This window comes from Flavobacterium beibuense F44-8, from assembly GCF_000769915.1.
Taxonomy (GTDB): Bacteria; Bacteroidota; Bacteroidia; order Flavobacteriales; family Flavobacteriaceae; genus Flavobacterium; species Flavobacterium beibuense.
Window position 1 is genome coordinate 53,804 of sequence record NZ_JRLV01000004.1, and the last position, 13,422, is coordinate 67,225.

Below are 13,422 nucleotides of genomic sequence, written 5' to 3' on the forward strand. Positions count from 1 at the left end.
ATAAATTAAATCTGTGCGGTTTTAGCTAAGTAAATTTAATATTATTCTGATTACCCATAATAATTTTTAATAAAAGCTAACAAAACCACTATAAAACAAAAAAGCCAGTCATTAAGACTGGCTTTTGTAGCTCCCCCTCTTGGGCTCGAACCAAGGACCCTCTGATTAACAGTCAGATGCTCTAACCAACTGAGCTAAGGAGGAAACTGTATATTTTAAAAGTAGTGCTGTATTTTCAATTTCTTCAGCTATTACTTAATCTTTCTAAGAACCTGTGTTTGCTAATATTGTTGCCTTTATTGCGGTGCAAATATATAACCATTTTTAATTTTCGCAAACAAATTCATGAAAAAAATTTGAAAAATTTTACTTACCCATTATCAGCTTAAAAATATCGTTCCCGTTTACAAGTAAAACAAGTGATATAAGTATAACAAATCCAGTGATTTGGGCATATTCCATGAATTTATCACCCGGTTTACGACCTGTAATCATTTCATATAATAAAAACATTACATGCCCACCATCAAGTGCCGGAATAGGCAATAAATTCATCACACCAAGCATAATTGACAACAATGCGGTAATATTCCAAAACGCTTCCCAGCTCCATGTATTAGGAAAAATATCAAATATGGCATAAAATCCTCCCACACCCTTGTAAGCCCCCGTGCTTGGCGTAAATATAGCCTTAAGCTGGGTGAAGTATTTACTAAGCTCATCTTTGCTTCTTTTCAAACCAGCAGGAACAGATTCAAAAAAACCATACTTTTCCTGGCTTATTTTGTAATATCCTAACTTCTCAAGATTACTAAGGCTTAAAGAACTTCTCATAACCCCAAGCTTACCTTCATCATTAAAGCCTATTTTTACAGGTATCTCTTTTTCATCCCTAAAAACAACTGCATCAAAAGTTTTTCCCTTATTATTTTCTGCAATAGCAATTACCTCATCTGCATATTTTGTTTCCTGTCCGTTAATAGACACAATAACATCTCCTTTCTTTAAAACATCCTTATTAACCGAAGTATCGTCAAGCTTAGCTACCACAAAAGGGTACCTTAATGATACTAACGGAGCTTTCTCTCCGTTCATCAGTTTATCAATAAGATCTATCGGTAAATTAATATTCTGAACAGTACCGTTTCTCTCAATAGTAACGGTTTTGGCAAAAAGCACGTCATAAGCAACGTCATTAAACTTCTCTACCTCTTTCCCGTCAAGTTTAAGTATTTTGTCTCCGTCTTTAAAACCTAAATCTTCCGCAACCGGATTTACAACAGCAACACCGTCTTTAACTTCGCTGTTAGCAATATAAGTTTCACCATACACATAAGCCATACCTATATATATAATAATGGCAAGAATAAAGTTTACCGTTACACCACCAAGCATAATGATAAGGCGTTGCCATGCCGGCTTTGAGCGGAACTCCCACGGCTTTGGCGGTTCGGCCATCTGCTCTTTGTCCATGCTCTCATCTATCATACCGGCAATTTTAACATAACCACCTAATGGCAGCCACCCTATACCATAAACGGTTTCACCTATTTTCTTTTTGAATAGCGAATATTTTATATCAAAGAAAAGATAGAACTTTTCAACTTTTGTCTTAAACAATTTAGCCGGGATAAAATGCCCTAGCTCATGCAATACAATTAATAACGATAAACTCAATAAAAACTGAGAGAGTTTTATTACTACTTCCATTTGTTTATTTTAGATAACTCTGTTAACGCACAAAAATAGTGTTTTCTGATTAGTATCGTCATTTAATTTTATTGTATAAACCATTTAAATGTTTGTTAATAATGCGAAATACTGTTTTAACTTCGGTTTTTGTAAGGTAACTTTACAGATAATATAAAATCCGACACCTCCGGATGAATACAAAAAACACATTTTTTGTTCATTTTAAAACCGCATTACTATGACCTCAAAACTGTTTTCGTTACTACAGATAAAAAGTATTATACTAAAAAACCGAATTGTAATTTCGCCCATGTGCCAGTATTCGGCCCATAACGGTTTTGCAAACGACTGGCATCTTGTACACCTTGGTGCCCGTGCCATAGGTGGTGCAGGGCTTATAATACAGGAAGCCACAGCCGTTTCGCCCGAAGGACGCATTACTCCCGAAGATTTAGGCATATGGAGTGACGAACATATCGAAAAATTAAAACAAATCACATCATTCATCCTAACCGAAAATGCCATACCGGGAATACAACTGGCACACGCAGGAAGGAAAGCAAGCACCTCCCCGCCATGGCAGGAAAGACGCATGCTTACCGAAGCCGAAAACGGATGGCAAACCCTTGCCCCTAGTGCTATCCCTTATTACGATAACAATCCGCATCCGCCAAAGGAAATGACAAGAGAAGACATTCAAAAGGTGATTCAGGATTTTAAGGATGCTACACGCCGTGCACACGAGGCCTGCTATAAAGTTCTCGAAATACACGCCGCACACGGTTACCTCATTCATCAGTTCCTTTCGCCACTTTGCAATAACAGAACCGACGAGTATGGAGGAAGCTTTGAAAATCGTATACGCCTGCTATTGGAAATACTGGAAGCTGTTAAAACCGAATGGCCTAACGATCTGCCTTTATTTGTAAGAATTTCAGGTGCCGACTGGGCTCCGGGTGGTTGGGACATAGACGAATCAGTCAAACTGGCTAAAATACTAAAGGAAAAAGGCGTTGATGTTGTAGATTGTTCTTCAGGTGGGGCAGTGCATCATCAAAAAATCCCAGTGACACCGGGATATCAGGTTCCGATAGCCGAACGCATTAAAAAAGAGGCGGGTATACACACAGGAGCCGTAGGACTAATTACCAATGCACATCAGGCAGAAGAGGTACTGTATAAGGAACAGGCAGACCTTGTGTTTTTTGCCAGAGAATCGCTTAGAGACCCTAACATAGGTCTTAATTTTGCACATGAACTGAAGGCCGATATTATATGGCCTAAACAATATGAAAGGGCACAACTGGAAGATTAACCCGCATTTATCTGGCTAGGTGCTTTTCAACATAAACCGCAACATCTATTAATTATGCAAAAATTAAAGGCTGCCCTACTCTCCTATGGTTTGTCGGGCAAGGTATTCCATGCTCCTTTTTTGGAACTGCATCCGCGTTTTGAACTCACCGGATCATGGGAGCGCAGCAAAAAACTAATACAACAGGACTACCCTAACGTAAAAAGCTATGCCTCCCTGGAAGAGCTTTTACAGGACGATGTCGACTTAGTAGTGGTTAACACTCCAGTGGAAACACACTATGAGTACGCCAAAAAAGTACTGGAAGCCGGTAAACATGCTCTTGTGGAAAAAGCATTTACCACAAACGCTACCGAAGCTAAAGCACTTCGTGATCTTGCAAAAGCAAAAGGACTTAAACTTTGCGTATATCAAAACCGTCGCTGGGACAGTGATTTCAAAACCGTAAAGGAAGTGGTAGACGAAAACCTGCTGGGGGATATAGTAGAAGCCGAATTCCGTTTTGACCGTTACAATCCTAGCCTTAGCCCTAAAACCCATAAGGAAACGCAAAATGCAGGTGCCGGTGTACTTAAAGACCTTGGTCCTCATATTATAGATCAGGCAGTACATCTTTTCGGTTATCCTGATTCGGTTTTTGCCGATATACGAATAACCCGAAACAATTCGCTTGTAGATGACCTTATAGACATCCTACTGTACTATCCCGATAAAAGGGTAAAGATCAGAGCCGGATTCTTTTTCAGGGAAGCCGTTCCGTCTTACGCGGTTCACGGTACTAAAGGCTCTTTCTTAAAAAGCCGTGGCGACATACAGGAAGATGTATTACGAACAGGACAAAAACCAACACTGGAAGGCTGGGGCATAGAGCCCGAAGAAAAGGCAGGAATACTCCATACCGAAAAGAACGGCGAAGTATTTCGCGGGCACATCCCTACACGCCCCGGGAATTACTACGGACTGTTTGATGCACTCTATCACTCGATTACCGAAGGCAAACCCGAACCCGTTACTGCCGATGAAGCCCTGCAGGTAATGAAAATTATTGATGCTGCCCTACTAAGCAGCAAAGAGAAAAAAGTAATCCAACTAAAATAAATAACAATGCAAAAAAGACAATTAGGAAAGTCTGATCTGCAGGTTTACCCCATAACATTTGGAGGAAACGTGTTTGGATGGACTATAGATGAAAAAACATCATTTGAGATACTTGATGCCTTTGTAGGATCGGGGTTCAACTTTATAGATACTGCCGATGTATATTCCCGCTGGGCAGAAGGAAACCAGGGAGGAGAGTCGGAAATCATAATAGGCAACTGGCTTAAAAAGAACAACAACCGTGATAAAGTTATCATTGCCACAAAAGTAGGCAGCGATATGGGAAGCGGTAAAAAGGATCTTTCCAAAAAATACATTATAAAAGCTGCCGAAGATTCCCTTAAAAGACTGCAAACAGATTATATAGACCTCTACCAAACCCATTGGGACGATCCTACTACTCCAATTGAGGAAACTCTTGAGGCTTATGACCAACTTATAAAAGAAGGTAAGGTTCGTTTTATTGGAGCATCAAACCTTTCTACCGAAAGGCTACAGGCTTCCATGCGTATTTCCTTTGAACAGAAATTACCAGCCTATGTAACCTTTCAGCCACATTATAACCTTTATGAACGTGAAGTTTTTGAAGAAAGTCTGGAAGAGGTATGCCTTGAGCACCAACTGGGTGTAATAAACTATTATTCGCTTGCCAGTGGTTTCCTTACCGGAAAATACCGCAGCGAGGCCGATTTGAGTAAAAGTCAGCGTGGTGGCGGAGTAGCAAAATACCTAGATGCAAGAGGCCAGAAAATACTAACCGCTCTGGACAAGGTTGCTGCCGAACTAAACACCTCTCAGGCAACCGTTGCACTGGCATGGCTTATACACCGCCCGTCGGTAACCGCACCTATTGTTAGTGCTACAAGCCTAAAGCAGTTAGAAAGCATTACCAAAGCTCCTGATTTGGCTATAACACAGCAACAATTGGACTTCCTTACTAAAGAAAGTGCATGGCATTAATATGCCACAACATTATGATAAAATTGTATAATTAAAAACCAAAGTAAGTTTTTACTTTTAACCTGTAAAAAAAGCCCGTTACAAAAGCAGACTATTCCCTTTATATACAATTCATTCACAACCTAAAGTAAAATCGCAATACTATGGCAACAGGTGTACTGCAATACAAAAAGCACTACAGTGATGTAAAGTCCTATTACCTCAACAGGGTTAGGTGGGCCGTATCATTATACTATTTTGCCATGGGATTGTGTTTTGCCACATGGGCCAGCCGTATTCCCGATATTAAAAGTATGCTGAACCTTTCCGAAGGTGATTTGGGTACTGTACTCTTTGCCATCCCTTTCGGGCAGTTGTTTATCATGCCCTTTTCGGGGACACTGGCTACAAAATACGGCAGTCATAAAACCGCTGTTGCAGGGCTTAGCCTTTATGTTATAAGCCTTGTTACGTTAGGGCTCGCTACACAGCGTGATCATTTACTACTAGCACTTTTCTTTTTTGGGGTATTTAGTAACCTTACCAACATCTCTATAAACACTCAGGGTATTTATGCCGAAAGCCTGTACAAACGCGCCATTATGTCGTCCTTTCACGGGGCATGGAGCATTGCCGGGTTTACAGGGGCGGTTATAAGCCTTGGCATGACAGCTTTGAATTTGAGTCCGCTACTGCACTTTGCCATAGTTTCGGCTATACTGCTGGTTGTAATAGCGACCAACTATAAATACCTGGTAAGGGTTAAAAACAAACCAACCGAAGAGAAAAAGAAAAAAGGATTGCCTAAACTAAACCCTGCCCTGCTATGGCTGGGTATCATAGGGTTTTGCTGTATGCTGAGCGAAGGTATAATGTTTGACTGGAGTGGCGTATATTTTAAAGATGTAGTTAAAGCTCCCGAAAAACTCGTGGTACTGGGTTACACCTCATTTATGCTCATGATGGCAAGCGGACGCTTTTTGGGCGACTGGGTAGTACAAAAGTTTGGGCGTAAAAAAGTATTACAGGTTAGCGGTTGCCTTATATCCCTTGGGTTATTCAGTGCCGTATTATTACCCTACGTGGTAACAGCCGCACTTGCTTTTATGCTTGTGGGTATTGGGGTATCTACAGTAGTACCAAGTGTGTATAGCCTGGCAGGACGAACTGAGGGCATTGCCCCAAGTATAGCCCTTACAATGGTTTCAAGCATCAGCTTTTTAGGCTTTATGCTTGGGCCTCCGGTTATCGGTTACATCGCCGAAGCCTGGGGACTTAAATTATCTTTTGCCATAATTGGTATCTTTGGATTTATCATTACCATAATGGTAAGCCGCATCAAATCGGTAAGTGATTTATTTATTCGATAAAGCACTATCGGTTTACTCATTTACATAACAACTAAAAACATTCAGCTAAAATGGAATACAGAAAAATAGGAAATTCTGATTTAAAACTATCTGCAATAACCTTTGGGGCATGGGCTGCCGGAGGATGGATGTGGGGCGGCACCGAACGTAAGGATGCCATACACGCTATTCAGGCTTCATACAATGAAGGTGTAACCTCTATAGACACTGCACCAATTTACGGACAGGGTGATAGCGAAGAGATTGTTGCTGAAGCTATTCAGGCCATTTCGCGTGATAAGGTAGAGATCATTACAAAATACGGTATGCGCTGGGATTTGGCAAAAGGCGATTTTGCTATGAAAAGCAAAAACAATATGGGTCAGGATATAGACATCTACAAATATGCCGGCAAAGAAAGTATCATTAAGGAATGTGAAGACAGCCTTAGACGATTAAAAACCGACTATATTGACCTGTACCAAATACACTGGCCGGACAGCACTACTCCTATTCAGGAAAGTATGGAGGCCGTAGCACAGCTTATTAAAGAAGGTAAAGTACGTTATGCCGGAGTATGTAACTACAACGCAGCACAGCTACAGGAAGCCGATAAATATGTAAATATAATATCAGACCAGGTGCCCTACAGTATGGTAAAACGTGATATTGAAAAGGAACTTATTCCTTACACCATAGAGTCGGGCAAATCCATAATTGCTTACAGCCCGCTGGAACGTGGATTACTAACCGGAAAAATGCAGCCGGGACACAAGTTTGAAGAAGGAGACCACCGTGCCAACCTATACTTTTACAAGGATGAAAACCTAAAACGTACCGCCGAATTTTTAGACAAACTTCGACCGTTAGCCAGTGATAAAAATGCAACATTATCCCAACTGGTACTTCGCTGGACCATAGAGCAGCCGGGTATAACCATTGCTCTTGCCGGAGCAAGGAATGCAGAACAGTCGGTTCAAAATGCAAAAGCGATTAACGTAAAGCTTTCCAAAGAAGAAATAGACTTTATTACGACTGAGCTTAACAAGCTTGAACTGATAAAATAAAAAAAGAGGCCTTGAGCCTCTTTTTTTTATCTCTTTGTCATTTTGACGACTGAGAGAATCTCCGGTTATAACAGTAAGAGATTCTTCACTTCACTACGTTACGTTCAGAATGACAGTTATGTATCATCTTTTTATTCCTTTATGAATTTAAGGGTTGTTTTACCCCCGTTTGTAATCAGGCTAATAAAATGAATACCCGATGGTAACTGAGACACATTCCATTGTGTTTGCGGTCCTGTTTCAAACTCCTTTTGCCCTAAAGCATTATAAAACACTGCTTTTTGCACTATGGCATTTTGAGGCAGTGTAACCTGTAACTCATCTTTAACCGGATTAGGGAACAGCTTTACCTGAGACAGTTTAAACTGAGAAGTAGCAAGACTGGCACTATTAGAACAAATGATATCTCTCTCCGGGTCAAACTCAAATCCTGCCACTGTAAAAGGAGCATCTACCACAAACTGTTGTCCGCTAAAGGTATGATTCAGTTTTACATCAAATGTTTCACCATCGGCACTAAGCAATCTTATTTTTACAGGCATTTCAAAGAAATCAACCATAGACCCGGTTTGATCCTGATTAATGGTAATTTGTACCTGTCCGCCTCCTATATCCTGAGTAGTTACATCATAAATAGGGTATCCCTGACTGTATATCCAATCGTTAAAAAATCCGGTAAGATCCATTCCCGATACCGCTTCAAGATGCGCCTGCAAATCGGGAGTAGTGGCATATCCAAAAGCCAGATTTTCATCGTTAAGGTAATTGCGCAGTCCCTGATAAAAATCTTCATCACCCATAATGTAACGAAGCATATGCACTACCATAGCGCCCTTATTATAACTAAGCCTGCTGCTAAAAATACGCCCTACACTATTCAGCTCTGCTTCCGGAACGTAAACCGTCCCATCGGGTGCCGATGTAATACTGATAATCCTTTGGGCTTTCCAGTTTATAAAATTATAATTACCATCAAGGTTTTCTATCACCAAACCCGAAAGGTAGGTTGCAAAACCTTCGTTAAGCCATATATCACTCCATGTACCACAGGTTACCTTATCACCAAACCACTGATGTCCCAGTTCGTGTGCTACAAGATTCCTGTCAAAATTCCCCATAAAAGAAACCGTGGTATGCTCCATCCCACCGTTAATGTTACACTGGGCATGCCCGTATTTTTCGTTAGCAAAAGGATAAGTCCCAAAAAGGCTTTCATACAAATCCATTATAGGCAGGGTTGCTGCCAGTGGATCCAGTGAAGCATCATAATTTTCAGGATAAATATAATTTACTATCGGGAACGTATTAGGAGCTGTACCCGCCTGTTGTGTATACACACTATATTCGGTAACCGCTATGGCTATAAGGTAAGCCGGAATAGGATACTCATGTTTAAAATGGGTTGTTTTATTGCCTTCGCCGTCCAGTTCCTGTGACTGCTCTACCCCGTTAGAGACACTGGTGTATTCCTGTGGTGAAGTTATATAAACATCAATACTGTCTATCTTATCATTTAAATCCTGCTTGCATGGCCACCAATCTTTCGCTCCATAAGGCTCGGAAAGCGTACTCATAACAGGAATACCGTTGTGTGTAGCCAGGTTAAAAGCCTGTTCCTGTGTGGATGGCGTTCCCGAATAGGTTACGGTAACCGTACCCTCTTCCCCCTCGTTTAACTGTTGTGCCAGTGTTATTACCAGTTCGTTTCCGTTTTGAGTATACATAAGGTTATTTTCACTGCTTGTTACCGAGGTTACGTTTAACTGACTGGTAAGGTCAAACGTTATGGAGGTCATATTTTCCAGTGCGGTATAATTTGTAGTAACAACCCCCGAAATATAAAACTCGGCAGGATCTACCTCAAACTGCAACATGTGGTAAGTAATATCATAATTAGCAGTGTTGGGATTTGTGGTAAGATCCTTAAGCTGAAAGGTCGATTTCATTTCGGCTTCGGCTATCTGCTGTGTTTGTATATCAGTCTCCTGCGCATAGGCTGTATAAAGCGCAAAAGCACACAAAAGGGCAAGTATATTTTGTTTCATTACGGCAATTTTTTCAAAAGTAAACAGAAATTGCTGTTTTCTAAAGCGTTAATAATAAAAAAGCAAACTTTTAAACTTTGGTAAAGCACAAGCAATAATTAAAACAATTCATTAAATTTGCTCACTTTATTAAAAACCATATCCATGTTACAGACAGTATTTATTAGAGAAAACAGAGAGAAAGTAATTGAGGCTTTGGGCAAAAGAGGTTTAGATGCTACCGGGATGGTAGACGAAGTAATTGCCCTTGACGAGAAAAGAAGATCCACACAGGTGGAGCTTGACACTGTTTTATCCGAATCCAATAAGCTGTCAAAAGACATTGGTGGACTGATGAAAGCAGGCGAAAAAGAAAAAGCCATGCTTTTAAAAGAAAAAACAGGTCAGTTAAAAGAGCAGAGTAAAGATCTTGGTGACGAACTTAACAGAGTATCTGAAGAGTTACAGCAACTGCTTTACAAAATACCTAATATTCCGGCAGATATTGTTCCGTCAGGAAAAACCGCCGATGATAACGAAGAGGTTTATAGTGAAGGTGACATCCCTACTCTTTTTGAAGGTGCATTACCACACTGGGAACTGGCAAAAAAATATGACATTATTGATTTTGAACTGGGTACTAAAATTGCCGGAGCAGGTTTCCCTGTATACAAAGGCAAGGGTGCAAGGCTACAGCGTGCGCTTATTACCTATTTCTTAGACAAAAACACAGAAGCAGGCTATAAAGAATACCAGGTACCTCACCTTGTTAACGAGGCTTCGGGTTATGGTACCGGGCAGCTACCGGATAAAGAAGGACAAATGTACCATGTAGGTATGGATGATATGTACCTTATTCCTACGGCTGAGGTTCCTGTAACCAACTTCTTTAGAGATGTTATTGTTCAGGAAAACGAACTGCCTGTACTTTGTACTGCTTACACTCCGTGTTTTAGGAGAGAAGCAGGATCGTATGGTGCACACGTGCGCGGACTTAACCGTTTACACCAGTTTGACAAGGTAGAAATTGTAAGGGTAGAACACCCTGATAACAGTTATGCTGCTCTTGACGGAATGGTAGAACACGTAAAAATGCTTTTACAGGAATTAAAACTTCCTTACAGAATATTACGCCTATGCGGTGGCGATATGGGCTTCACAGCGGCACTTACTTATGACTTTGAGGTATTCTCAACCGCACAGGACCGTTGGCTGGAAATCAGTTCGGTTTCTAACTTCGAGACGTTCCAGGCAAACAGGCTTAAGCTTCGTTTCCGTGACAAGGATGGTAAAAACCAACTGGCACACACACTAAACGGAAGTTCACTGGCATTGCCTAGGGTACTGGCAGGTATACTTGAAAACTACCAGACTCCGGAAGGTATTGTAGTACCGGAAGTTTTACGTCCGTACACCGGTTTCGATATAATCGATTAATAAACTTATTACTATATTTAAAACGCGGGTAATGCTAAAACAGGTATTGCCCGCGTTTTTTATATAGTAATTTAGGTATTAAAATTTAATTTTGAGAAATGAATTTTTACTAAGATGTACATATACTTTTTTATAATAGGTTGTTTACTAAAAAACCTTATTTACTTTTTTATATTAAAAAAGAACTATTTCCCAAAATATATATTTATAATTATAGGGTTTATTGTACTTATATTTTCAATAGGTATAACTGTATTTACGGTAAATTATAGCGATAAAGGAATTATTCCAATGATTCTAAATATTGATTATTTTCTTATTTTATTTTCATTCCTATTCTCGCTAGTCAATAAACTATTAAATATAATTTCTAAGTCTTTAAATTATGAAGCACCTAATCCTTTTCAACTATTGTATTATAGTTTTAAATTAAATCATTTTTACATAATTGTAACACTATTACAGCTCTTCTTAATGATAATATATATAAAAGCCAAGGTGTAAATTTATTGCTACACCAAAACTCCGATAATGCTAAGCTTGTATTAGCTCGGTTTTTTTATTAACCTTTTAGCCGGTGGTAGTCTAGAATAATAATTTTATTTATGAAATTAAGATTTAAAATATTGCTTGTAATTTATTTTATACTCATGCTATTTGCACTAGTTGCAGTCATTATTGGTTATTGCAGACATAAAGATGAAAATGTTTATATTAAAAATACTGTTGACTATCAGTTAAATGGATTAGTTAATAGAGAAGGTCATTATCATAATAACAAAGCATATGGCTATTTTCTTGGAATATCCAATGACTCTCTAAATATGTTTTTAATAACCGAAAGCTCTCTTTCTTACGATAAAGAAAGAGGTTCAATAGGATCGTTTATAGAAATAGGTGATTCAATATACAAAGATAAAAACAGCAAAACTGTTACAGTTTACAGAAATAAAAAAATAAAATGTACGTTCATTTTAGAATAAAAAATGAATATTTTAAGTCAATCTACCTTTAGAGAATACGTGGTGAAGGAGATACAATAGGTCGAAATTATAACTACATTAGTTGTTGGAGCTAACTTAAAAGATAATTCATTATGATGAAATATATTATTCTAATTTGTTTTTTCGTGATTGGTGTTAACTATGTTAATGCACAAGACAAGATTATATTTGGCAATAATGAAGTTTGTGAGAACATCATTAAACTAGAATATGCTTTTAAAGGAACCTTCTTGATGAAATACAGAGATTTAATTGAGGCAAATAAGATAAACTTTATTAATGCTAAAATCGAATGTTCTACTGTTAAGACTAATGAAAAAGGTATTGAGAAAGTAGATTTGGGAGCTTCCATCATAGAGATTTACTATAAGGATAATTATCATAAAAAAGTTTACGATAAATTACTGGATTTATGTAAGCAAAATGATTGGGAAAAATATATGGAAGAACTTTTTTATTTTAAACCAGGAAAAATAGTAATACTAAATAAAAGTCAGTCTATGATTAAAATTATATCATCTAACTTTTGTTCCAATCCAAAAAAACTAAACGAGCTTATCAATTATATTAAAAACAATAATAGCTTTGATAATCTGTTTTATGTTGAATGTGGCGGTTATAATTTAACAGAATTGACCGGCAGCTAGTTTTATCAAAACTCAATAAAAAATTAGTACACAAAAGCTACTGTAAAAGGTAGCTTAATTTATAAGTAAATTTGTTACTATACAATTTTGTTCATTTACTGAAGATGGGACTGGGACAAAGCAATTGACATAAAACGTTTTCTACAGAAAAAAACTATGAGCCACTTGATTATAAAAGAATGGAAATCATTACAGGAAAAAATCCTGGTTAGAAGAAATTTAATTAACAGCTTAGAGTTAAGCCTCGCACTATTAGGTTGGGCTTTAAAGTTTAAAAAATCTAATAATGAAGTCATTTGTAATTTGTATGCCGATTACTTTAAGTATTATGAACGGCTTAATCCTCATGACTATAATTTTCACAAAAAATGGTATGATTTAGATGAATTGTTAGATACGATTTTAGGCACTAATACAAATGATTATCGTAGACCTATTGTAATTGTTAGAGACATACTATGGGAGATAATCGCTTTTAAGACCGATATTCTATGTGAAAATTGTGGTCAGGATGAATATCGGTTGTTCGAATCTTTACAAAATTCGCAAGATTTAGTTTTATGTTGTGATAATTGTAGCCATACAATAGGACTTAATAATGAATTTCCACAAGACATTCCTAATAAATATATTCCTGTTAAAAAAAATAATTTACAACTAAGTAAATTCAACCCCTCAAATTTTGCCGATTAAAAAGTTTTTACTCCAAAGTCAATGAAGACATTAATTTTATTAATTTTCTAAGAGAAAAAGAGGTTAGTGAAATTAAAGCGTTTATCCCGGAACTATTATAATGGATTGAGGATTACAATTTGTATTAAGCACCGTTAATCTATGAGTATTTTCAGCT

General features: G+C 38.1%; 11 protein-coding genes and 1 tRNA gene. 9 read left to right on the forward strand and 3 right to left on the reverse strand.

Annotation, left to right across the window (positions count from 1 at the left end):
* Positions 1–130 precede the first annotated feature (130 nt).
* A tRNA-Asn gene (locus tag Q763_RS03845) sits at positions 131–204 on the reverse strand.
* A gap of 162 nt (positions 205–366) precedes the next feature.
* Complete coding sequence (gene rseP, locus Q763_RS03850) at positions 367–1,710, reverse strand: RIP metalloprotease RseP (RefSeq protein WP_035131410.1); 1,344 nt, start codon at positions 1,708–1,710, stop codon at positions 367–369.
* 220 nt (positions 1,711–1,930) lie between these two features.
* Between rseP and Q763_RS03855 the strand changes: the two genes are divergently transcribed.
* The 5 genes from Q763_RS03855 (at position 1,931) to Q763_RS03875 (ending at position 7,460) form a co-directional block, all read left to right on the forward strand.
* Positions 1,931–3,007, forward strand: coding sequence for an NADH:flavin oxidoreductase/NADH oxidase (locus Q763_RS03855; RefSeq protein WP_035131412.1), 1,077 nt, complete (start codon positions 1,931–1,933; stop codon positions 3,005–3,007).
* 54 nt (positions 3,008–3,061) lie between these two features.
* On the forward strand, positions 3,062–4,105 hold the full coding sequence (locus tag Q763_RS03860; RefSeq protein WP_035131414.1) for a Gfo/Idh/MocA family oxidoreductase: 1,044 nt from the start codon (positions 3,062–3,064) through the stop codon (positions 4,103–4,105).
* Between the two features lie 6 nt (positions 4,106–4,111).
* Complete coding sequence (locus Q763_RS03865) at positions 4,112–5,065, forward strand: aldo/keto reductase (RefSeq protein ID WP_035131416.1); 954 nt, start codon at positions 4,112–4,114, stop codon at positions 5,063–5,065.
* 143 nt (positions 5,066–5,208) lie between these two features.
* Positions 5,209–6,414, forward strand: coding sequence for an MFS transporter (locus Q763_RS03870; protein WP_035131418.1), 1,206 nt, complete (start codon positions 5,209–5,211; stop codon positions 6,412–6,414).
* Positions 6,415–6,464: 50 nt separating this feature from the next.
* Entirely contained in the window at positions 6,465–7,460 is a 996-nt protein-coding gene (locus tag Q763_RS03875; protein WP_035131420.1) for an aldo/keto reductase, read from the forward strand.
* A gap of 131 nt (positions 7,461–7,591) precedes the next feature.
* Here Q763_RS03875 and Q763_RS03880 read toward each other — a convergent pair whose 3' ends face one another.
* Complete coding sequence (locus Q763_RS03880; RefSeq protein ID WP_035131421.1) at positions 7,592–9,505, reverse strand: M1 family aminopeptidase; 1,914 nt, start codon at positions 9,503–9,505, stop codon at positions 7,592–7,594.
* Positions 9,506–9,649: 144 nt separating this feature from the next.
* Between Q763_RS03880 and serS the strand changes: the two genes are divergently transcribed.
* The 4 genes from serS (at position 9,650) to Q763_RS03905 (ending at position 13,265) form a co-directional block, all read left to right on the forward strand.
* The gene (gene serS, locus Q763_RS03885) at positions 9,650–10,921 is read left to right on the forward strand and encodes a serine--tRNA ligase (RefSeq protein ID WP_035131423.1); all 1,272 of its coding nucleotides are present in this window, start codon (positions 9,650–9,652) and stop codon (positions 10,919–10,921) included.
* A gap of 605 nt (positions 10,922–11,526) precedes the next feature.
* Complete coding sequence (locus tag Q763_RS03895; RefSeq protein WP_035131428.1) at positions 11,527–11,904, forward strand: hypothetical protein; 378 nt, start codon at positions 11,527–11,529, stop codon at positions 11,902–11,904.
* Between the two features lie 113 nt (positions 11,905–12,017).
* Positions 12,018–12,572 carry a hypothetical protein gene (locus Q763_RS03900; RefSeq protein ID WP_157499302.1) on the forward strand — a complete coding sequence of 185 codons (555 nt, stop codon included), beginning with the start codon at positions 12,018–12,020 and terminating at the stop codon, positions 12,570–12,572.
* Positions 12,573–12,728: 156 nt separating this feature from the next.
* Complete coding sequence (locus Q763_RS03905; protein ID WP_035131441.1) at positions 12,729–13,265, forward strand: hypothetical protein; 537 nt, start codon at positions 12,729–12,731, stop codon at positions 13,263–13,265.
* The last annotated feature ends 157 nt before the right edge of the window (positions 13,266–13,422 follow it).